The sequence below is a fragment of the Acinetobacter faecalis genome, from assembly GCF_034187745.1.
Classification (GTDB): Bacteria; Pseudomonadota; Gammaproteobacteria; order Pseudomonadales; family Moraxellaceae; genus Acinetobacter; species Acinetobacter faecalis.
Genome location: NZ_JAXHPF010000006.1, coordinates 126,389 through 149,206 on the forward strand (window position 1 = coordinate 126,389; position 22,818 = coordinate 149,206).

19 protein-coding genes are annotated in these 22,818 nt (G+C 36.1%); 10 read left to right on the top strand and 9 right to left on the bottom strand.

Translation table 11 applies throughout. The features are described 5' to 3' along the window. Nucleotides 1-23: 23 nt before the first annotated feature. The 4 genes from SKM54_RS08330 to SKM54_RS08345 form a co-directional block, all read right to left on the bottom strand. Nucleotides 24-554: a gamma carbonic anhydrase family protein gene (locus SKM54_RS08330; RefSeq protein WP_321095113.1), complete on the bottom strand. Its 531-nt coding sequence runs from the start codon at nucleotides 552-554 to the stop codon at nucleotides 24-26. Nucleotides 555-663: 109 nt separating this feature from the next. Continuing rightward, the gene (gene dacC / locus SKM54_RS08335; protein ID WP_154773200.1) at nucleotides 664-1,812 is read right to left on the bottom strand and encodes a D-alanyl-D-alanine carboxypeptidase PBP5/6; all 1,149 of its coding nucleotides are present in this window, start codon (nucleotides 1,810-1,812) and stop codon (nucleotides 664-666) included. Between the two features lie 118 nt (nucleotides 1,813-1,930). Next, entirely contained in the window at nucleotides 1,931-2,305 is a 375-nt protein-coding gene (locus SKM54_RS08340; RefSeq protein WP_321091132.1) for an MCR_0457 family protein, read from the bottom strand. A 178-nt stretch (nucleotides 2,306-2,483) separates the two neighbouring features. Then, nucleotides 2,484-2,852: an MCR_0457 family protein gene (locus tag SKM54_RS08345; protein ID WP_321095114.1), complete on the bottom strand. Its 369-nt coding sequence runs from the start codon at nucleotides 2,850-2,852 to the stop codon at nucleotides 2,484-2,486. A 108-nt stretch (nucleotides 2,853-2,960) separates the two neighbouring features. On the opposite strand from SKM54_RS08345, the gene surE reads away from it, so the two are divergent. The 3 genes from surE to SKM54_RS08360 all read left to right on the top strand — a co-directional run bounded on the left by surE (nucleotide 2,961) and on the right by SKM54_RS08360 (nucleotide 5,767). After that, nucleotides 2,961-3,731 carry a 5'/3'-nucleotidase SurE gene (gene surE, locus SKM54_RS08350; protein ID WP_321095116.1) on the top strand — a complete coding sequence of 257 codons (771 nt, stop codon included), beginning with the start codon at nucleotides 2,961-2,963 and terminating at the stop codon, nucleotides 3,729-3,731. Between the two features lie 186 nt (nucleotides 3,732-3,917). Continuing rightward, complete coding sequence (locus SKM54_RS08355; protein ID WP_321095117.1) at nucleotides 3,918-4,739, top strand: peptidoglycan DD-metalloendopeptidase family protein; 822 nt, start codon at nucleotides 3,918-3,920, stop codon at nucleotides 4,737-4,739. A gap of 98 nt (nucleotides 4,740-4,837) precedes the next feature. Continuing rightward, nucleotides 4,838-5,767, top strand: coding sequence for a LysR family transcriptional regulator (locus SKM54_RS08360; RefSeq protein WP_154773204.1), 930 nt, complete (start codon nucleotides 4,838-4,840; stop codon nucleotides 5,765-5,767). Between the two features lie 76 nt (nucleotides 5,768-5,843). On the opposite strand, the gene SKM54_RS08365 is transcribed toward SKM54_RS08360, so the two are convergent. Continuing rightward, entirely contained in the window at nucleotides 5,844-7,055 is a 1,212-nt protein-coding gene (locus SKM54_RS08365; RefSeq protein WP_321095118.1) for an aspartate aminotransferase family protein, read from the bottom strand. 200 nt (nucleotides 7,056-7,255) lie between these two features. On the opposite strand from SKM54_RS08365, the gene grxD reads away from it, so the two are divergent. Next, nucleotides 7,256-7,597 carry a Grx4 family monothiol glutaredoxin gene (gene grxD, locus SKM54_RS08370; RefSeq protein WP_154773206.1) on the top strand — a complete coding sequence of 114 codons (342 nt, stop codon included), beginning with the start codon at nucleotides 7,256-7,258 and terminating at the stop codon, nucleotides 7,595-7,597. A gap of 56 nt (nucleotides 7,598-7,653) precedes the next feature. Here grxD and SKM54_RS08375 read toward each other — a convergent pair whose 3' ends face one another. Beyond that, entirely contained in the window at nucleotides 7,654-10,284 is a 2,631-nt protein-coding gene (locus SKM54_RS08375; RefSeq protein WP_321095119.1) for a Lon protease family protein, read from the bottom strand. 151 nt (nucleotides 10,285-10,435) lie between these two features. On the opposite strand from SKM54_RS08375, the gene SKM54_RS08380 reads away from it, so the two are divergent. The 4 genes from SKM54_RS08380 to rpmE all read left to right on the top strand — a co-directional run bounded on the left by SKM54_RS08380 (nucleotide 10,436) and on the right by rpmE (nucleotide 14,583). Next, nucleotides 10,436-12,619: an AmpG family muropeptide MFS transporter gene (locus SKM54_RS08380; protein ID WP_407061300.1), complete on the top strand. Its 2,184-nt coding sequence runs from the start codon at nucleotides 10,436-10,438 to the stop codon at nucleotides 12,617-12,619. Between the two features lies 1 nt (nucleotide 12,620). After that, complete coding sequence (gene gloA / locus SKM54_RS08385; RefSeq protein WP_154773207.1) at nucleotides 12,621-13,022, top strand: lactoylglutathione lyase; 402 nt, start codon at nucleotides 12,621-12,623, stop codon at nucleotides 13,020-13,022. A 145-nt stretch (nucleotides 13,023-13,167) separates the two neighbouring features. Next, nucleotides 13,168-14,148: a bile acid:sodium symporter family protein gene (locus tag SKM54_RS08390; RefSeq protein WP_321095120.1), complete on the top strand. Its 981-nt coding sequence runs from the start codon at nucleotides 13,168-13,170 to the stop codon at nucleotides 14,146-14,148. Nucleotides 14,149-14,355: 207 nt separating this feature from the next. Next, nucleotides 14,356-14,583: a 50S ribosomal protein L31 gene (rpmE, locus tag SKM54_RS08395; protein ID WP_154773209.1), complete on the top strand. Its 228-nt coding sequence runs from the start codon at nucleotides 14,356-14,358 to the stop codon at nucleotides 14,581-14,583. A 94-nt stretch (nucleotides 14,584-14,677) separates the two neighbouring features. Here rpmE and SKM54_RS08400 read toward each other — a convergent pair whose 3' ends face one another. The 3 genes from SKM54_RS08400 to epmB are packed head-to-tail and all read right to left on the bottom strand — an operon-like array spanning nucleotide 14,678 to nucleotide 19,593. Continuing rightward, the gene (locus SKM54_RS08400) at nucleotides 14,678-16,837 is read right to left on the bottom strand and encodes an EAL domain-containing protein (RefSeq protein ID WP_321095121.1); all 2,160 of its coding nucleotides are present in this window, start codon (nucleotides 16,835-16,837) and stop codon (nucleotides 14,678-14,680) included. Next, the gene (locus SKM54_RS08405) at nucleotides 16,819-18,564 is read right to left on the bottom strand and encodes a GTPase (protein WP_321095122.1); all 1,746 of its coding nucleotides are present in this window, start codon (nucleotides 18,562-18,564) and stop codon (nucleotides 16,819-16,821) included. The genes SKM54_RS08400 and SKM54_RS08405 overlap by 19 nt, the downstream gene beginning before the upstream one ends. A gap of 12 nt (nucleotides 18,565-18,576) precedes the next feature. After that, nucleotides 18,577-19,593 (bottom strand): EF-P beta-lysylation protein EpmB, encoded by a 1,017-nt coding sequence (gene epmB, locus SKM54_RS08410; protein WP_154773212.1) that lies wholly within the window; start codon nucleotides 19,591-19,593, stop codon nucleotides 18,577-18,579. Nucleotides 19,594-19,963: 370 nt separating this feature from the next. Between epmB and efp the strand changes: the two genes are divergently transcribed. Further along, nucleotides 19,964-20,533: an elongation factor P gene (gene efp / locus SKM54_RS08415; protein ID WP_120402416.1), complete on the top strand. Its 570-nt coding sequence runs from the start codon at nucleotides 19,964-19,966 to the stop codon at nucleotides 20,531-20,533. Nucleotides 20,534-20,705: 172 nt separating this feature from the next. Next, nucleotides 20,706-22,808 (top strand): carbon starvation CstA family protein, encoded by a 2,103-nt coding sequence (locus tag SKM54_RS08420; RefSeq protein ID WP_321091123.1) that lies wholly within the window; start codon nucleotides 20,706-20,708, stop codon nucleotides 22,806-22,808. The last annotated feature ends 10 nt before the right edge of the window (nucleotides 22,809-22,818 follow it).

Consider the following 22,818-nt stretch of genomic DNA (forward strand, 5'->3'; position numbering starts at 1 on the left):
TTAAGATTGATGTGGCAATTTACTTATTTATAATTCCCTGAAACTTTCACATAGTTCTGAGCAGAATAAGGTAAAAATGCGAGTTCTTTTTCAGTCAATTTACGAACTTGCTTCACAGGACTTCCCACATACAAATAACCACTTTCCAAACGTTTATTGGGTGGAACAAGAGAACCTGCGCCAATCATCACATCATCTTCAACAATAACATCATCTAAAATAATTGTACCAATACCAATTAGAACACGATTACCAATAGTACAACCATGCAATTTCACATGATGCCCGACAGTCACATCTTCACCAATAATTAAAGGTGAACCTTCGGGCTTATCGGCTTTCTTATGACTTACGTGAAGCATCGAGTGATCTTGAACATTCGAATTTTTACCAATACGAATATAATTCACATCGCCACGAATTACCGCAAAAGGCCAAACAGACACATTTTCAGCTAAGACAACATCGCCAACAACAACAGACATTGGGTCGATATAACAAGAATCATCAATTTGTGGGGCAGTGTTTAAATAAGGACGAATGTTTTGGCTCATGGTATTAATCAAATTTTTAGCATTAAAGGAAGTATAAATAAAAAAGCACCTATACCGAAATATAGATGCCTTATCTTAAGTCTAAGAGAGAACTATCAAAGATAAATTCTTAGAATAAGTTCGCAAAGAATTGTTTAATATGATCGATCATACGAGAGAAGAAACCAGCTTCTTCAACGGCTTGTAAAGCTACAAGCGGTTTTTCTGCAATTACTTTACCATCTAAACTTGCAACAAATTTACCAACAACTTGACCTTTTTGAAGTGGTGCAGTCAATTTTGGTTGTACAACAAGTTGAGTTTTAATTTCGTTTGCTTTGCCTTTAGGCATAGTCACGTTAAAGTTTTCAGCTAAACCAATTTGTACGTCACTTTCTTTACCGTACCAAATTTTAGATTTAGCCAAAACTTGGTTTGCAGACTGAACTTTTACAGTTTCAAAGTTTGCATAACCCCAAGCTAGCAATTCACGTGTTTGTGTTGCACGTTCTTGCATAGAAGGCGCACCAAAAATCACAGAAATTAAACGCATTGGACCACGTTTAGCAGAAGTCGTTAAGCAGTAACCCGCTTCATTTGTATGACCAGTTTTTAAACCATCAACACTTGGGTCTGTGTAAAGCAAAGCATTACGGTTGCCTTGTTTAATACCATTAAATGTAAATTCTTTTTCAGAATAAATTGGATAGTATTTAGAGCTGTCATGAATGATGTGTTTTGCAAGTGTTGCCATGTCTTTCGCAGTTGAATAATGACCTTCTGCAGGCATACCTGTAGAGTTCATAAATTGCGTATTTGTCATGCCAATTTTTTTAGCTTCTTCATTCATCATGTGAACGAAAGTGCCTTCATTACCTGCAATATGTTCAGCCATTGCTTTAGAAGCATCGTTACCAGACTGAATAATAATACCGCGTAGCATTTCTAAAGCTGTAGCCGTACCATTAAGCGGAACGTACATACAAGATTCTGTGCTACTACCACGACACCATGCAGACTCGTTCATACGAACTTTTTCGTCTTCTGTAAGTTCACCTTTCAATAACTTCTGTTCAATAATGAAACTTGTCATCATTTTTGTCATTGAAGCAGGCGCTAATTTTTCATTTTCACCTTTAGCAGCTAAGATTTGCCCTGTCTCGTAATCCATCAAAACATAAGATTTATTATTGAGTTCTGGTGGCGTCGTTAAAACTGTCGCTGCATATGAAAAACTAGGTAATAAAATTAATGCAGCAAGGGCGCTTTTTCCGGTCATTTTTAGGTGTTTCCAATATTCTGATATAAGCACAACGTTTATGCATTCTAGGTGAAATGTAAGCCGACTTCTACGGGAAAAATCAGCTAATTGTCAAAACTATTGTAACTAAAATAAATTAATTGTTATAAGTCGCTACATCTTCGCAAATTGCTTTGTTTTTAGCATCGCCAGCTTTTTTAGCATCTGATTTTGCTTCATCTAAAATAGACTTAAAACTAGACTGTTTGGAAAGCAAATTTAAAGCTGCAACAGGATCTTTTTCTTTAGATAAATACTCAGTCACAAGCTTTTTATAACCTGCTTCAAATTGTTTTTGGCTTGAAACTTGGCTAGGGCAAATTTCAGATAAAACATAAATTGCAGCCAATTCTTGATGTGTAACATCTTGAATTGGTGTTACTTCAATATTTTCATCTTTTGCATTTGCAATTTGGCTTAACGTTAAGCTTAATGCAATTGCGCCAACTGTTTTTAAAACTTGATATTTCATAACGAATATTTGCCTAAAATTTTTGTAAGTGTTTTAACTTTATGATGATTGTATATTTTTATAAAAATGAAAAGATGCCGAATGTATAAAAGATGTTGAAAGTGCAAAGATTTTGCAAAAAATTAACAATTAAAAGATAAAAAACAGGTTGCATGATATTTCATACAACCTGTGAATTTTATAATTCGATATTTAAAGCTTCTTCGCAAGCAAGTTTATTTTCAGCTTGAGATGTTTCTTTTGCAGTAGAACGTGCTTCTTGAATTAATGTTTTGTATTCAGCATCAGATTGAAGCTTATCTAAAGTCATAGATGAATCTGAATAATCACGTAAATATTCTGAAATTAAATTTTTCATTTTTTGATCAAACGTTGCATTTTGACCAATAATCGCAGGGCACAGCTCTAACATAATTTGAGCAGATGCAACATCTTCTTTAATAATGCTATTGTTTTCAGCAGTATCTAAATCAGTTGTTGCATAAATATTGGGTGCTATAAATAGTATTAATCCTAATGAACAGCATAATGCTTTAAAAATTTGCATTTTAATCTCAATGTTTGAGTGGAACTGAAAGCAACAATATATATAATATTTATTATATTTCAATAAATTGTACTTATCGGTCAATAAATTTATCTACAAGAGATTTACGTGAATATTTTAATTTCAAATGATGACGGTGTTTTTGCTCCAGGTATACAAGCTTTAGCACAGGCATTGAAGCCTTTAGGTCGAGTTGTAATTGTTGCACCTGAAAGCGAACGAAGTGGTTTTTCAAGTGCTTTAACATTAGATCGTCCATTACGGCCTATTCAAATTTCACAAGATGTTTGGGCGGTAAATGGCACGCCAGCAGACTGTGTTTATTTGTCGATGAATGGCTTATTCGATTTTGAGTTCGATTTAGTTGTAAGCGGTATTAATAGCGGTGCAAATCTTGGTGATGATGTTTTATATTCAGGAACTGTTGGCGCAGCATTTGAAGGGCGCTTAATGGCTCAACCAGCATTAGCCATTTCATTTTGTGGCGCAAATGTTCGCTCATATAATGATGCGAAAGATTATGCGCAAGCAGCACAATGGGTTCATGATTTTATTGCACGTGGTTTACCTGAAGTTCCACCTCGTCATATTTTAAATATTAATATTCCAGATGTTCCCGAATTAAAAGGTGCAAAAATTACCTATCAGGGGCGTCGTAGCCAATCTAAACCTGTAACCAGTCTTGTTGATCCTCGAGGACGCCAAGTGTTTTGGATTGGACTTTCTGGCGAGTCTGTAACGGAACAGAAACATGGCTTAAATAATATTGAGTCTGACTTTTATGCTGTTGCAAATGGTTATGTCAGCATTACGCCAATTCAAATGGATGCAACTAATTATTCGATTCTAAATAATCTTCAGCGTACTTTAAGTGAGTAAAATTGAAAGTAATTTAATTTCATTTTATTTCTTTCACTTTTTGCATATAACTAAAATGTGAACGATTTATGTGCCTGAATGTTATAACTTTGTGAAAAAATACTTAATCTCGAATTTTAATGTATTTTTTTTGCTACTCTTAGTGTTAATGCACGGAATTAATTTAAAAATTAGTGGGGAAGATGAATGACTTTGGTGTCAAATTATCGTGGACTAGCTATGCCATTTAAACTATTGAAAACGATCGTAATCTCTACAGCTGTGATTTCGACAGTGGTGCTAAGTGGTTGTGCTTCTAAACCACAGATAAATAATGCTACACGTTATGCAGCAGCGCCAAATTATTACACAGTACGTGCAGGTGATACATTAAGTGGTATCGCGGCACGTTATGGTCTAAGTTATACCAGTGTTGCAGATATGAATGATATTGCAGCGCCGTATCGCATTTATGTTGGGCAATCATTGCGTCTTAAAAAAGGTAGTGCGCCACGTACAACCAACACTCAAGCAATGACTCAAGCTGCACCAATTCAGCGTCAAAAAATTGATCTTCCATCTGCAACAACACAGCAGCCTGTTGTTAAACCAGTAACACCTGTTACACAACCAACAGTTACTGCAAGTTCTGCATCTAGTACTTTAACTTGGGTGAAACCAAGTAATGGTACAATTATTTCTAAATTTGATGCTGCATCGAATGTAAAAGGCATTCGTTATGGTGGAAATGTAGGTGACCCAATTTATGCTGCTGCCAATGGTCAAGTGGTATATGCAGCAGATGGCTTAAAAGAATACGGAAATTTAGTTTTGGTTAAGCATATAGACGGTTATATCACTGCTTATGCACATAACAGTAAAATGTTGGTTAAAAGTGGTCAAAACGTAACGGCAGGTCAAAAAATTGCGGAAATGGGGTCTACAGGTGCAACTCGCACAATGTTAGAGTTTCAGGTTCGTTTAGATGGTAAGCCAATTGACCCGATGAGAGTTTTACCAACAAATTAAATTAAATTTTATAATGCAAAACATAAATTTCACCGTATAATACAATGAGTTGCTTTTACTTTTTAGTGGAAGCTTCTCGTAATTTCAGAGGGAAATTTATGTTAGATCAACTTCGTGCAATGGGCGTATTCGCGTGCGTTGTTGAAAAAAGTTCGTTTAGTGGTGCAGCTCGTGAGTTAGGAATTACTACGAGCGCGGTCAGTCAACAAATCCGTTCTTTGGAAAATGATATGGAAGTTACACTTCTACATCGTTCTACCCGAAAATTGAGTTTAACTGAAACGGGACAAGCTTTTTTCCACAGTTGTAAAGAAATGCTTGCTGCCGCTGAACGTGGGAAAATTAGGATTAATGAATTGCGTGATGACCTTGTGGGGGAATTGCGTTTAGCAACGACACCAGAGCTTGCTGCAAATCATGTTATTCCAGCATTGTCGCATTGGATGTCTGCTCATCGTGGTTTATCAATTCATATTGAAGCTGATAATCAATATATTGATTTGATTGAAGGTCGTATTGATATTGCGCTTCGTTTAAGCTTGAAAACAGAAGATTCTAATTTACAAGTTTTTCCGTTAACTCGGGTAGAGCAGGTATTAGTTGCATCTCCAAGTTATTTAAATCATTCTACTCCAGTATCACGCCCTGAAGATTTTCGTAATCATGACTTAATACCTGTGAGTTTATTAAAAAATTCTCAAAACTTTACATTCCAGCATATATCTACTGCTGAAACGATAAGTCTGGATATGGATTCACGCTTTACAACAAATAATGTCATGGTTGCGAAGTCATTGTGTTTGCAAGGACATGGTATCGCAAGATTAACTTATCTTGATGTGCAAAATGAACTGAAAACAGGGGCTTTAGTTGAAGTGCTGCCTGAATGGAAATTGCCTGCATTCACTTTAAATGCAATTACATCCAGACATGATCAACAGCCTATGAAAATTCACCGTTGTTTAGATGCGTTGAAACAGTATTTTAGTCAGCTTTCTAGCGGTCGTAATTTTCAAGAAGCATCATAATTCACTTGAATTATTAAACGTAAAAAAGCCGCTTAATGCGGCTTTTTTAGATCTTAAAAGTATTTTAAATGCTTAATTAAGCTAGGAAAGCTTTAACCATTTTAACAATACGTTCAACGAGTTGGTCTGCTTGTGCTTTATCAATATTTAAAGCAGGAAGTAAACGAATAACAGAGCCAGCAGTGACATTAATAATCAGCTTATATTCATCGCGTGCAACGTCAACCAATTCAGGGCAAGCTTTAGGTAGTTCAATACCAATCATGAGACCAAAACCACGAACAGTGACATTTTGATCTGCAAGTTGTTGTTTAAATTGCTCAACAATATAAGCACCCATATTGGCAGCATTTTCTACTAAGTTTTCTTTTTGAATCGTATCAATAACTGTATACACAACACGTGAACCTAGTGGTGTTCCGCTATAAGTTGAACCATGATTGCCCGCAGTTAAAACGCCAACGCCACGACCTTGTGTCATTACAGCGCCAATAGGGAAGCCATTACCTAAACCTTTAGCAGTTGTAATTACATCAGGAATAATATTGGTATGTTGGTAAGCAAAATATTTACCTGTACGACCATTACCAGTTTGAACTTCATCTAACATCATTAACCAGTTATGTTGGTTACAAATTTGACGAATTTCTTCTAAGTAGCTAAAGCCTTGAGGTGCAGTATTTACACCGCCTTCACCTTGAATAGGCTCAACCAAAATTGCAACAATATCTGGATGATTAATTGCTGCTTCTTCAATGGCTTCAATATCGCCAAATGGAACACGAATGAAACCTTCAACAAGTGGCCCAAAACCTTCTTGAACTTTTTTGTTGCCCGTTGCAGAAAGTGTTGCCATTGTACGACCATGGAATGAATGATCGGCTACAATAATTTTAGGGTTAGCAACACCTTGCATATGACCAAATTTACGTGCAATTTTAATTGCACCTTCATTCGATTCTGCACCACTGTTTGAGAAGAATACCTCTTCCATACCTGCAACTTTTGCAAGTTTTTGCGCAGCAGACGTTTGCCAAGGCACTTCAAATAAGTTACTTGTATGAATTAAAGTTGAAGCTTGGTCTACAATTGCTTCTGTAACAGCAGGGTGAGAATGCCCTAAACCACAAACAGCAATACCTGTAAGTGCATCGAAGTATTCCGTACCATCTGCTGTATATAGATAAGAACCTTGTCCTCGGACAAAGCTGATCTGCTGACGGCCAAATACAGGCATCAAGTGTGATGGTTGATCAGTTTGCACGGGAGCAAAGGTAACGTTATTCATGGCTAACTCTTATCTGTTAGTTGATTGGGAAATTTGGATATTAATGCTAGAGAGATCAAAGGCATTAAGATGTTCTATATAAGCAAAATCTACCTGAAAATTAAAGCCCGATTGCAAATAAAAATGGATTTATTGCTTTTGACATACTGTTTTGCGTAGATTTGGGTATAATGCCAAACAGAATTATTGAGGATTTATCAATGACTGAACAAGCACGCGATACCGAAGCGTTAATTCGTGACCAAATTGCTAAACATGCAGTTCTTCTTTACATGAAAGGCACTCCACAATTTCCACAATGTGGTTTCTCTGCACGTGCGGTAGAAGCGCTTAGTCAAATTGGTCGTCCATTTGCTTATGTAAATATTTTGGAAAACCAAGATATTCGTACAACTTTGCCACAAATTGCAAATTGGCCTACATTCCCGCAATTGTGGATCAATGGTGAATTGATTGGCGGTAGCGACATTATGCTAGAAATGTTCCAAACAGGTGAATTAAAAACCTTAGTTGAACAATACAGCGCAGCACCTGAAGCTTAATTCAGTTGCTAAAAAATAAAAAAAGCGCCTAAAGGCGCTTTTTTTACGGCTAAGACTTAGCTCGCATCAGGTTTTTCATCTGAATTTTCAGTTGTCTGTTCTACAACTTCTTGCTCTTTAGCTTTCGATTTTTCCTTTTTATTGGCTTTGGATTTTTTCTTCTTCTTTTTCTTTGGCTTTTCTTCTTCAAGAACAGCACCATCTTCTATCGCTTGCCAATATTCAAGTTGCTCCATAACAGCCGCATAAATTGAACCTTTGGTGTATCGACCTTTTTTATCGAGTGTTCCAACAGAGCGTGCCATGAGTATTTCAAGCGCTTGGTCGATGGTATCAATCGCATGAATATGGAATTGACCTTCTTTAACGGCTTCAATCACATCTTTACGTAACATTAAATGTTCCATATTTTGACGTGGAATAATCACACCTTGTTTGCCTGTTAAGCCTTGAAGTTTACATGCGTCAAAGAAGCCTTCAATTTTTGCATTTACACCACCAATAGGTTGAACTTGACCTAATTGGTTCATAGAACCTGTAATTGCCCAAGATTGATCAATTGGTAATTGGCTAATTGCAGAAATTAATGCAGATAGTTCAGCAACGGTTGCACTGTCGCCATCAACTTGACCATAACTTTGTTCAAATGCCAATGCCGCAGAAAAATGAAGAATTTGTTCACGACCAAAATGTGCTTTTAAGAAGCTCGACATTAGCAACACGCCTTTGGCATGTAGCGATCCGCCTAATTCAACACTGCGTTCAATGTCTAGAATATCTCCGCCACCTTGATATACAGATGCAGTTAAGCGAGAGGGTAAGCCAAATTCTACATCTGCATATTGAATAACAGAAAGGGCATTAATTTGTCCTAAACGATGTCCACGTGTTTCAATAAGCTGTGTACCACGTGATAGGTCTTGCCAATACAGTTCACGTAAATAACCTAAACGATATTTACGGTGGTCTAGTGCAGTATTGATGTGTGCTTCGGTCACCATTTTGTCATCTGCTTTGGCAGCATGATGATGTGCTTCACGAATCAAATCACCCAAAGTGAGCGCATGTAATGACAATGAACTTTGATCTTCTGCTTGGCGACTTGAATCTGTTAGTAAAGCAGCGAGTGCACTACGGTCAAATGGAAGTAATTTGTCCGATTGAACATAGTCTGCAATAAGCTGCATATACGCTTGTTCGTTTAATTCATTGCGTTGCAAAGTATCTGTAAAATCTGCACGAATTTTGAAAATGCTACCGAGTTCAGGTTCAAGTTCTAAAATTTCATAATAGATTTCAGGCTCTGCAAGTAAAATCACTTTAATATTTAAAGGAATTGCCGCAGGTTCAATAGAAATGCTACCTGTTAGGGTAATCATGTGTTCTAAAGATGAAAGCTTGAGCTGTCCTGATTTGAGCGCGCGCTTCAAACCTTGCCATGCATAAGGTTGTTCTAGCAATTGCTCGGCTTCAAGCATTAAAAAGCCACCATTGGCTTTATGCAATGAACCAGGGCGAATTAAGGTGAAATCTGTAGTAATTGTACCTGTTTGAGTTAGTTGCTCCACATGACCCAGTAAGTTGTAATGGGTAGGGAAGTCTTCAAACACAACAGGCATACCTGAATTTGGTTTGTGTGTAACGACAATATTGGCTTGATAGCGCGGTGGCACACGACTAAATGAACCTGCTGTAAAATCATCTTCTTCTTGTTCTAATACAATTTCAACATTATTAATAATGTCTTCTGCATAATGTTTTAGGTATTCGGCTAAACCATCTACATCTTTAAATTTGTTCAGAATAGATTCAATGCGTGGCACTACAACTTGTTTTGCAATATCGCGGTTAAGAACTTGAACTTTGTCACGTGCATGATCTTCTAAATCGCCCAAATGCATGCCTAAGCGTTCAAGCTTTTTATTCATATAACGCACATTGGTTGAAATTTCTGCACGTTCTTTACTGTCTAATGCATTAATTTCTGCTTGCGTCATTTCTTGCATTTTATTGTATTTTAAATGCACAGGAACAAAGCAATGTTCTTCATTGGTTGAAATGAGTTTTAAATCTAACTCTTCACCTTCTTTGGTTAGTTCAATGAGCGCTAAATGTTGTTCATCACCTGCTTGCTGACGAATCATTTCAATACGATTGTGATACGTTTCTGCGGTAAAGCGACGCTCAAGCTGTTTTAAAACTGTTTGCCAAGTTTGGTGTAATAATGTTTGAAATTTTGGTGCTTGTCCTGCAGGCATTTGAAGGGCAATAGGTTGACGAGGATGTTGAAAGTTATAAACATAAACCCAGTCATTTGGTGTAGGCATAGTTTTCGCGTGTTGTTCTAGTAAGCGCTTCACCATTGTGCGCTTGCCTAAACCTGCTGTACCCACAGCAAAAATGTTATAGCCTGAATATGGCAAGGCAATGCCTGCTTCTACAGAAGCGCGTGCACGGTCTTGTCCTAAGAAATTATTTAAAGGTTTAATGCGTTTTGTTGATGTTGGAATTTTAACGTAATTTGGCGTATGTGTAAGCTGTGACGCTTCAAGCTTAGTTTGAGCAAGCGTAGGATGAATTTGTGTCTGATCAAATGCTGAAATAAGGCTAGTTTGTGTTGTTTCTTGAGTTGTGGTTGTTGTGTTAGTCGCTACAGCAGTTTTAACTTGATCGAGTTTTTTGGGCACAGTTTAGATCCAAAACAAAATTAAACATTAGAAGTTTAAGATATACAGGTTTAATGAAAAAATTCAAGCAAACATAAACCTTTTCTCAATAAAAATAAGAATGTTTTCATAATTCATGTTGAATCTATTTGTATTAAGCGTTTGAATAGCAATGACTCATTTTGCAGAAAATAAAAAAGCAATGACAACACAAACCACAGGATGGAAATCGGCGTTTACCGCATTTTTAGATCGACGTGCATTAATCATGTTGTTCTTAGGTTTTTCAGCGGGTATTCCAATCTTATTAATCTTTTCTAGTTTGTCTTTATGGTTAGGTGAAGCGGGCATAGATAAAAGTGCAATTACATTTTTTAGTTGGGCTGCACTGGGTTATTCCTTTAAGTTTGTTTGGGCGCCTTTGGTCGATGAACTTCCTGTTCCTGTTTTAACAAAACTGTTAGGGCGCCGTAGAGCATGGTTATTGGTCGCGCAATGCTTAATTATTCTCGCAATTTGTATTATGGCTTTTTCAGATCCATCTTTAGGACAGGCCTATATTTACCAAATGGCTGTGGGCGCTGTATTACTTGGTTTTTCTGCGGCTACGCAAGATATTGTCATTGATGCTTACCGAATTGAACTTGCTGAAACCAAAATGCAGACGGTTTTAGCATCTACCTATAATGCAGGTTACCGTATAGGGATGATTGTTGCGGGTGCGGGCGCATTATTCTTAGCTGCATCATTAGGTACGGCAAAAGGTAATTACATTTACAGTGCTTGGAAAATCACTTATTTAGCGATGGCTGCGGTCATGTTCGTGGGCATTATTACCACATTATGTATTCGTGAACCGCAAGTAGATCGTATTCGTAAAGATTATAAGCGCAGTGATTATTATCGTTTAGTCACAGTATTCTTTATCGCCGTAATTAGCTTTGTTTTAAGCTATGTCTATTCGGGCAATTTAACTGAACTTTTAAAAGCACAATTCCAAATTAAAGATTCATTTTTATTATTTTGTTTTGAAGCTTTACGCTTTTTAGCTTCAGGTGCTGTTGCTGTATTTGTTGGTTCAGCTTTGGTAAAAGCTGGTGCTGTAAATAAGCAAATGGCATTTGAAACTTGGGTCAATCCTATTGCTGATTTCTTTAAACGCTATGGAATGAAACTTGCTTTAGTCTTGTTATTACTTATAGGTTTTTACCGAATTTCCGACATTATTGCAGGTGTTATATCTAACGTTTTTTATCAAGACTTAAACTTCACCAAAGAACAAATTGCCGAAGCAGTAAAAATTTATGGCGTAATTTTCAGTTTGGTCGGTGGCTTTTTAGGTGGCTTATTAGCACAGCGTATGAACATCATGAAACTGATGTTTGTTGGTGCAATTTTAGCATCTGCAACAAATCTTATTTTTGTCGGTTTAGTGAAGTCGGGGGAACAGCTTAACGATGTTCAAATTCAGGTAGGCGCAGAAAAATATACAGCGCAGGTTGATGAAGTTGGTTATTGGAAAGCTAGTATTCCAAGTCAAGTTTTAGCGCAAAGCCAAGAAATTGATGTAAAAGCAAGTTATGCAAAATCTGAAGAAAGCGTGGTTGTGAATTTACCGTACTTGGTACAAAACAATCATCAAACGGTCATGCAACTATTGCCTATAACAAGCAATAACACAATTTCTGAAAAAGAAAAAAGTGGTAGTTTAGTTATTCGAGGACAGTATTTTGGACAGCCTTTAACTGAGCAGCAAAAAATTGTTGTAAGTTTAGATGATGAAAAATTTGATGCCAAATTAGATAAAAATGGCATGTTTAGCACTGCAATTGATGCTAAAAAATTAGTGAATTCATCATCTAAAAATATTACGGCAGCACTTGTGGAAAATGATCAACAATCTTCTCAAGTTCAGCATGCTTATCGTGTAGATACATCTGCACAAAAAAATACCTTAGATATCGATTTACAACCAATACCTGCAATTGATGCAAGCTCAAATGGAAACGCCGAAATTTCAGGAAAAGTGGTTAAGCCATATAGTACGGGTTGGTTGTATTTTGCAATTATTGTAGATAATTTAGCTTCAGGGCTTGCTGGTGCAGCATTTATTGCATTTCTATCAAGTTTAACAAGCGTGTCTTTCACTGCGGTTCAATATGCAATTTTCAGCTCATTAATGACGCTTACACCTAAGATTTTAGGTGGTTATTCAGGTACTATAGTGACCAATATTGGTTATCCTAACTTCTTCTTAATGACAACTTTAATTGGTATCCCAATTTTAGTTTTAGTTGTTTGGGTTGGAGTTTTATTGAAAAATCATCAAAAATTGACTGTAAAAGAAGGTGAATAATATGCGAATGCTGCATACCATGTTACGTGTAGGCAATTTAGAACAATCTTTAGCGTTCTATACTGAAGTACTGGGTATGACTTTGCTTCGTAAACGTGATTATGAAGAAGGTCGTTTCACATTGGCTTTTGTTGGCTATGGTGATGAAGAAAATAATACCGTGCTAGAACTAACTCATAACTGGGATACAGACAGTTATGAATTGGGTAATGCTTATGGTCATATTGCAATTGCGGTAGATGATGCATACAAAGCATGTGAAGACATTAAAGCGCGTGGCGGTAAAGTTGTACGTGAAGCTGGTCCAATGAAAGGCGGTGTTACGGTTATTGCATTTGTTGAAGATCCTGATGGTTATAAAATTGAGCTGATTCAGCAAGATTTAAATGCACGTAATAACTAAGTAGAACAAATATATTGTAAGAAAATAATGAACATTTCATTTGAAATGGTCGCAAAAATTGAAAAGCTCAGTAAGATGGTTTATCGGAAGGTAAATTTTCATACTGAGCTTTTTAATGTCAGTAGACAAATACAAGGATAGGGTAATGTTGAAATTATTGGCTTTAGATCGATTTACTATTTTATTAATGGTCATGGTGGTCTTGGCATCTATTGTGCCTGTTTCAGGTCAAGCCGCATATTACTTTGGTATTTTAACGACAGTCGCAATTGCAATTTTATTCTTTCTACATGGTGCAAAATTATCACGTGAAGCAGTTGTGCAAGGCATTATGCATTGGAAACTTCATGCACTTGTATTTGCCTTAACTTTTGCTGTATTTCCAATATTAGGTTTAATGGCAAAACCAATTCTTGAACCCATGTTAGGTCGAGAATTATATTGGGGCTTTCTGTTTATGTGCTTTTTGCCATCAACTGTACAATCTTCTATTGCATTTACTTCGGTAGCAAAAGGCAATGTTGCTAGCGCCGTATGTAGTGCATCTTTTTCTAATATTATTGGCATGTTTATTACGCCAATTCTTGTAAGTATTTTTATATTAGGTCAGTTAAAACACGACTTCGATCCAACAGCATCTATTATTCAAATTACATTATTGCTGTTTGTTCCTTTTGTATTGGGTCAAATTTTAAGACCTTGGATTTTTCCTAAAATGCAAAAAATTCCTAGCCTTGTAAAAGCATTTGATCAGGGTTCAATTTTGATGGTGGTGTATGGTGCATTTAGTGGGGCAGTCGTTGCGGGTTTATGGAAAGTTGTGAGTTTTAATACACTCATGTTGCTTATATTGGCATGTTCTGTTTTATTAACCGCAATTATGCTTTTAGCTTTATACATTCCAAAATGGATGGGCTTTAATAAAGAAGATCAAATTGCCATTTTCTTTTGTGGTTCTAAAAAGACTCTTGCTAGTGGCGTACCAATGGCACAAATTTTATTTATTGGACAGCCATTAGGAATGATTGTTTTACCTATTATGATTTTTCACCAAATTCAGTTAATGGTATGTGGTGTAATTGCAAATTATTGGTCTAAACAAGCAGAAGTTAAAGAGAAAGAATAGTTCGCTTTATATTAAATTTAAAGTATAATAACGCCCACTTGTTGCGCTTAGCTCTGACGGTATCCGTCTCGGTGGGCCAAAAGAATGGTCTGTTGTGGTGTTGATCTGCTGAGGTAATTTAATTACTTCGCCTTTTCCTCATTTTTATGATGAGAGTGATCAATTGCGATGACAGCTAAACCTTCTTTAATCTTAGGAGAATCGACGATGCGCGCCGATATTCACCCAAAATATGAAAACTTAGTTGCTACTTGTTCATGTGGTAACGTAATCGAGACTCGTTCTGCACTTGGTAAAGAAACTATTTACCTAGATGTATGTTCAGCTTGCCACCCATTCTATACTGGTAAACAGAAGAATGTTGACACTGGCGGTCGTATCGACAAGTTCAAACAACGTTTCTCTGGTATGTCACGTTCTATCAAACGCGATTAATACAGAAATAAAAAAAACGGGCATTATGCCCGTTTTTTTTATTTCTAAAACTAATACAAAATAGTCATTAATAATTTTAAGTATGTACAAGACCTTAAAGGTCTTGTACATCAATAAGCTGATCTAATTTTTTCTGGAAATAATCGCCCTGAATAAAGCGCGCTTCAACATTCCATGCATTTGCGAACAAATTCATATCGTTTAATTCACGTAATAACATAAGTGATGGACGAATCTCTTGGAAAGCTAATAATTTCTCATTGAGTTCTTGAGTGCTCGCTTCATCAGACAACATTTGTGTTAAATCTGTATGTAATGCTAGACAATCAATATCAAGTTGTTTTAATAGCGTTTCGCTATACATTGAGCGACCAAAATTACGCATTGAAACTTGAGCGCCATGTGCACGTAATTGTGTAATTTTCTTTTGTGCTTCATCAATGTGCTGATGAATATCTTCTTCGGCAAATTGAAGAATAAGCGGATATTCTGCTGAACTACCAATAATTGTAATTAGTTTTGCCACAAATTCAGGGAAAGTTTTATCTTGCAATAAAATATGCTTATTTAAATTGATAATCAGTTTTGCAGTTGGATATTGAGTAATAAAATTATGTAATTGTTTGCAAGATTCCACTAAAATCCAACGATCTAATTTAATAGATAATTCTGGATCATCTACAAGTTCTAAGATATCGCAGCAGTTTTTCCAGTTTGTTCCATCAATAAAGCTACTGGTAACTTCATAGGTATAAAGATTTGTATCTTCTTTATCGTATAGTTGCTGATATTTAAGATGAATTTCCCCTTTATTTAAGCACTCAGCAAGACGGCTAAGCGTATTATCTTGCTGTGGTGCAATAAATACAGGTTCAACTGGTTGAGTAGCAACAGGTACAATCGAAATTGCTGGACTTTCAAGTTGACTTGTTGGGATTTCAATATTTGGTGAAAAATCTGTATCTAAACCAAAATCGATTGTCGTCTTTTCACATGGAATAGGCAGTTTAGTGCTAAATGCCTGAGCAATGTAATTTTCGAAATCAAGTTCATCTTTAATTGTACTGTTGAGTAAGCTAAAACCCATACGTAAGTTTAATGGGTAAGATGAGCCATTTACATCAATAAGTTGTGGTTTAGTTAACGTGCTGAGAGAAGTTAATTTAGAGTCCAAAATTTCTTGGGTATCTGCTTGAAATAGCCCGATATAAACTGAAGTATCAACTTTAAATAATGGAACTTTTGTTTGTTCTTTTAAAAATGCGCGAATATTTTGGAAATAGGTTTTAGATGTAAGCCAATCTGATAGAAAAATTTGTTCAGGGCAATTTGCTAAAGAAAAACTCACTAAAGCATTTTTTGCAGCAGGTTGCTTTTGTAAAGTACGATTAATTTGTTGGAATACATGCGGATTTTGCGCTGCTGTTTCTACAGAATTAGATTTAGCTGCTGTAGATTCCATATCAATGGTAATTTGAATTGCATCTTCTTCAGTTGCTTTTATAAATTCAATGGTAAGAGGGTTTTTATTCGCAAGATTGGTGTTTAATGATTCTAAGCTAAATGCACCTGCATCAAGCTGTCCCTGAGATGCTTTTTTAATACGCGTTTTTAACTCTGCAATATTCTTGGGTTTAAGTAAATCAAGTAATGGTAAACCAATAATTTCATCTTCAGATTTAAAACCAAAGAGTTCTAAATATTCAGGATTAGCTTGTACGTGAATACCTTCTTGAATAATAGCTAAAGCTTTATTGCTGTCTTCAACTAAAGATTGTGCTTGAGTTTGCGCAGTTTCAAGTTCATCCATAAGGTTTTCTTGCTGTTGCTGTAAACGGCTAAAAGCAATAGTACGAATAAGACCGTAATAGAAACGTTCTGGATGGTCGATATTTAAAACATCATACAAACCTTTATGAATATAACTTGTATATTGTTCATATTCATAATCATCAGGATTGAGTAGTAAAAGAGGTAAATCTGGTTGTGTTGAAGACCGAATGAGAGCAATTGCTTGATCTACTTTTAAATCATAAGCACGACCAAAAATGACAACATCCCATTTAAAATTCAATTGTTTTTCAAAGTTTTTAACATCATCTAAAAGCGTTGCTACAACACTAAAGTCATTTTCTTTTAGTTGATCACAAATTTGATTAAATCGAATCTGATTGTCATCGATAATGAGTAAACGTGCTTCCGAACGCTTATGCTTTTTAGAAAATAATGGATTTCTCACTTCAATGTTTCCCATAAATCATGATGTTTTACTTCATTTAACTGTTTATGGATAAAATTATCCAAAATTGGTCTTTGTTGCTCATTCAGTAATTCAAAGTTAAAACGCATGAAACTTTGTGTAATTAATAATGGCTTAATTAAAAATACTTTCAACTCATCTGTGCCCAAACGAAGTTGGATAGATTGCTTATCTTTTAATAAACCAATTCCAGGTAAAATTAATGTGGTAGATATTTCATCTAATTGTGTATTCTGCATAATAAGAGCAGGGTGGTAATGACCTGTGTTACGGTCGACTTGTAAGTAGCAAGCACATGGTGCAATGTCTTGAGCAAGAATTTCTAAACCAAGTTCTAAACTTTGCTCAGATGATTGTTTAATCCAGCGAATAACACCACCACGCCATGGGCTACGTGAGTTTTCTTGAACTAAAATAAACTCACCTGTTTTTAAATTTTTAGGCGTTACACCAGTCCATTGAATACGGTAACCAGTAACACTAATATCGAGTACATCCACTTGGTGGATTTTTTTGGATTCTCTATCTATATTTTTTAATGGGGTTTCATTGATCGGAATTGTTTGATTGCTTGGATCTAGAAAATTACTTGCACCTTTAATTTGATAATTAGAACCTAGCACCAATGTTTCATTAAAGTTTTTAGCTTTAGATAAATAAAAATGAGCAGCACTTAATCCAAAACAAATTTTAATACGTGCATTATATTCGTAACGTTCATAACGACGTTCGGCTGTATTGGTTAAAATATTATGAATGTGGAAGTGTAGCGCAGGGGTTAAAAATAGCTTTTCATTTGGAGATAGTTTATCGTTGTTTCTACCCTGATTTTCATTTAAATATTCAAGCAATGCTTGCGTTGAAATATAAATATTCGTATTGCAATTCGTTTCTTGAACTGTGTTGAAAATTGGTGCGATATCTTTGGTTGAGTCTACAACATAGCGAGAAAGTGTAGATTCTTTTGGTAGAACTTGAATGAGTCTTGCCCACTCATAACTGCATAAAAATAAACCTTGAATTTCAGCAGGTCGTATTTGATGCGTATTGAAAATATCAAGTAAAACAATTTGAGCATAAGCTTGATTAATATTTTTAATTTGATGCTTAGTACCTAATATTTGGTTGATATTGGTCAAATTAAAATTGTTCTTCATTGCATTCGCTAAAAGCGAATGAGTGATGAGCCACTGACCTGTTAATGCTGAGTTATATAGCATTTGTTGGTGATAAAACAACAAAGCAAGTTGTTGTAAAGCATAGTAAGTTGCAACAGTTTGAGCTGTTTCCAAGTTCTTTTTAGATTTAAATGAAAAAAATGAAAAACTTTGATCTTGTAGTTGTTGCTTACTACGCTGTGCGATATCAATATAAATTTTAGATAAATGAATTCTAAGAGATAATGCTAATTCAATAATTTGAGTATTACGACTATCAGATATAAGTGATTGATTAAATGAGTGTTTTTCTAGACTATTTAAGATATTGTCAATAATTGGATGAATGGCTTGAATTAAGTCAAAACGCAGTGTTTCTTTACAATTTAGCTCAGAAATTTCAACAATTGCATTGAATAAAGCGCGTGCGGAATCACCTAAATGATGAATTTCTAATTGACCTGACCATTGCTGAATACTTGTTACAGAGTTTTGGCAAAAACTAAGCTGCTCCAACGTTAATTCGTTGCTGGTTTGAAAGATATCATTCGCCGTTTTATCCATAATTCATTTAACTCAAAAAGTTTCCGTTCCCAAAAGTGGTGTTTTATTTTTCTCCCCAGCAATTTCTCGTACAAGCTTTGGTACTAGATAGCCGGGTAAAGTAGCAAGTAATTCTGTATAAATTTGATTGATTGTGTCTGGTTCTAAATCGAAATGATGAGCACCTTTCACTTTATCCAATACATGTAAATAGTATGGCATTACCCCAATATCAAATAATTTATAACTTAAATTTGCTAAAATGTTCGCTGAATCATTGACCCCTTTTAACAACACAGCTTGATTTAATAACGTGATTTTATTTTCCACAAGTCCATTTAATTTTGAACATGTATATTCGTCTAATTCTAGAGCATGATTCGAGTGTATCACTAGAATAATTCGTAGCCTACTGTTTTTTAAGATAGAAATAAACTCATCATCAACTCTGCTAGGAATGACGACTGGAACACGTGAATGAATTCTCACGTATTTTAGTTGTTTAATTGATTCTAAACGCTCAATCCACAATTGAAGTTTTCTATTTGAAATTGTAAGTGGGTCACCACCACTTAAAATCACTTCATTAATTTCGGGTTTAGATTCAATGTAATTTGCAATATTTATCCAATCATCATTTTTAGGTAAATTTTCTTGATATGGGAAATGACGTCTAAAACAATATCGACAATGAACAGCACAAGCACCTGTAAGTGTAAGTAAAAAGCGTGACTTATACTTATGTAAAACGCCTGGTTGTTGATTCGCTTCTTCTTCACCTAAAGGGTCTGTAATAAAACCTTCGTGATCTTCAAGTTCTAAATGATGAGGTAAAACTTGTAAGAGTAAGGGATCGAGTGAATTACCTTTTTCAATTTTTTCAGCAAACGCACGAGGAACACGAAGCTTAAATGTTTCAGATGCTAAAAGTGCGCCAGACAATAATTGGTCAGATGATAAGTCGAGTAGGTCTAACAGTTCTTTAGGCTGAGTAATAAGATCACTCATTTGAGATTGCCAATTTTGCTCTTGATATAAATAATTTGTCATGTTTATGCTTAAAAATATAAATTGATCTTAGATTCAAACGAGTAGGTAGATACGAATTACGTATAGATTGAAAAAATAAAAATCATAAAAGGATAAAGAAGGAGATTGAATAAAATTTGAAATTCAAATTTAGTGAATTTTACCTCTTTTTAGCAATGCTATAAATAAGAAGAATTGATGTATGTGTATAAGTTAATCAGCTTAAGTTCGATATTCAAGAATTTTTCATTGCGACAAAGTGTATTGGTCATTTAGAATACGTCACATCACATAAATGTGCATGTGGCATAAGTGTGCGAGTTAGCTTGCTAAATGATTCGTACAGCCCGTAGCGCTAAAGATTATAGTTAGTAAGTTTGGAGTGCCAGTCATGGCCTATTATTCTACGAATGATTTCAAGTCAGGCCTTAAGGTTATGCTTGATGGTAACCCATGTTCAATCATGGAAAATGAATATGTTAAGCCTGGTAAAGGTCAAGCATTCAACCGCGTAAAATTGCGTAACCTTCGCAGCGGTAAAGTTTTAGAAAAAACTTTTAAATCAGGTGAAAACTTAGAAGCTGCAGACATCGTAGAAGTAGAAATGGAATACTTGTACAACGATGGCGAAATGTGGAACTTCATGGATCCTGTTTCATTTGAACAGATTGCTGCTGATAAAACAGCGATGAGCGATGCTGCTAAATGGTTAAAAGACGATTCAAATGAAAAATGCACAATTATGTTGTTCAATGGCGTTCCTTTGAACGTTACAGCACCTAACTTCGTTGTATTGAAAATTGTTGAAACAGATCCAGGTGTACGTGGCGATACTTCAGGCGGTGGTGGTAAACCAGCTAAGCTTGAAACAGGTGCAGTTGTACGTGTTCCATTGTTTGTTCAGCAAGAAGAAAGCGTTCGTGTAGACACTCGTACAGGTGACTATTTAGAGCGTGCATAATGGTGTAGAAATATACTATTATCGAAAGGGATGATCTTAATCATCCCTTTTTTTATGCCAAAGTCTTAGATTAAAAGAAGGATGTGAGGAGTAAAGTTGTTCAGGATGAAACAGCTGTACCTCAAAAAAAATAATTAAGCTGATTTAGAACATACATATATGAGGGATTTAAATGGAATCAGTTCAACCAAAGTTGACAACAACTTCTAAAATTATATGGCTGCTTGTTGCCATATTGGGCGCAATATCCTTCGGGATACTTGCGGTAAGTCGTGGAGAGCATGTGAATGCGGTATGGCTCATTCTTGCAGCCGTCTGTGTATACAGCATTGCATATCGTTTCTATAGTTTATTTATTGCCAATAAAGTCTTTGAGCTGAATGAGCGACGTTTAACACCTGCACATCGTTTAGCAGATGGCTTGGATTATGTTCCAACCAATAAAGGCGTTTTGTTTGGACATCACTTTGCTGCAATTGCAGGTGCAGGTCCGCTTGTAGGTCCAATTCTTGCTGCACAAATGGGTTACTTACCAGGTACCATTTGGCTTTTAGTAGGTGTTGTACTTGCAGGTGCGGTACAAGACTTTTTAGTACTTTTCATTTCTACACGTAGAGATGGGCGCTCTTTAGGTGAAATGGCGAAGCAAGAGCTTGGTTCATTTGCTGGTGTAATTGTAATGCTTGGTGCGCTTGGCGTAATGATCATTATTCTTGCAGTATTGGCACTGGTTGTTGTTAAAGCATTAACAAACAGTCCATGGGGTGTATTCAGTATTGCAGCAACCATACCAATTGCGCTGTTCATGGGTGTTTACATGCGATTTATCCGACCGGGTAAAATTGCAGAAGTGTCGATTATTGGTTTTGTGCTGATGATGGCAGGGATTATCTATGGTGAAAGTATTGCTCAACATCCATATTGGGGGCCATTATTCACATTAACAGGTACTGAATTAACTTGGTGTTTGATTGCATATGGTTTCATTGCATCAGTTTTACCTGTTTGGTTGCTTTTAGCACCGCGTGATTACTTATCTACATTCTTAAAAATTGGTGTAATTGCAGGTTTGGCAATTGGTATTGTATTTGCAATGCCTGAAATGAAAATGCCAGCAATCACACAATTCGTTGATGGTACAGGTCCTGTATTTGCAGGTTCAATGTTCCCATTCTTATTTATTACCATTGCCTGTGGTGCAATTTCGGGTTTCCACGCACTTGTGTCATCGGGTACTACACCAAAACTTGTGAATAAAGAAACTGATATTCGCATGATTGGTTATGGCGGTATGTTGATGGAATCATTCGTTGCAATTATGGCGATGGTTTGTGCAACAGTATTAGATCCTGGTGTTTATTTTGCCATTAACTCGCCTGCGGCAGTTATTGGTACATCTGTAGAGTCGGCTGCGGAAGCGGTACGTAATTTAGGTTTTGTCATTACACCTGAAGCATTAACGCTACTTGCACAAGAAGTGGGTGAAAGCTCAATTTTATCTCGTACAGGTGGTGCGCCAACATTTGCAATTGGTATGGCCCATATCATTACTGAAATTTTCAACAGTCGTGAAATGATGGCATTTTGGTACCACTTCGCAATTCTATTCGAAGCATTATTCATTTTAACTGCGGTAGATGCGGGTACGCGTGCTTGCCGTTTCATGGTTCAAGATACAGTTGGTATTGTTGTTCCTGCGGTTAAAAACTCTAAGAATTTTGTAGGTAACTTAATTGGTACAGCTGTTGCAGTTTCAGGATGGGGCTTCTTCGTATACCAAGGCGTAGTCGATCCATTAGGCGGTATTAACAGCTTATGGCCGTTATTCGGTATTGGTAACCAAATTCTTGCAGCAATGGCATTGATGCTAGGTACGGTTATTCTATTCAAGATGAAGAAAGAGAAATATGTTTGGGTGACAATCGTTCCAACTATTTTCTTGTTCATTACATCGATGACTGCTGGTTGGCAAAAGATTTTCCACGAAAATCCAAAAATTGGTTTCTTGGCACAAGCAGACCGTTTCAAGGACGCAATTGCACGTGGTGAAATTTTAAAACCTGCGAAATCAATTGAAGAAATGCAAACAATCATTATGTCTAACCAAATTAATGCAGCGTTATGTGCATTCTTTATGATTGTTGCTTTTGTGATGTTGTTTGCTGCAATTCGTGTGGTGCGCCGTGCATTGGCTTCGCCAACACCAACTGTGAATGAAGCGGAAGCAATTTACGTTGATCCTGCTGAAATTGAGCCATCAAAATCTGCACATTAATGAGGATTTC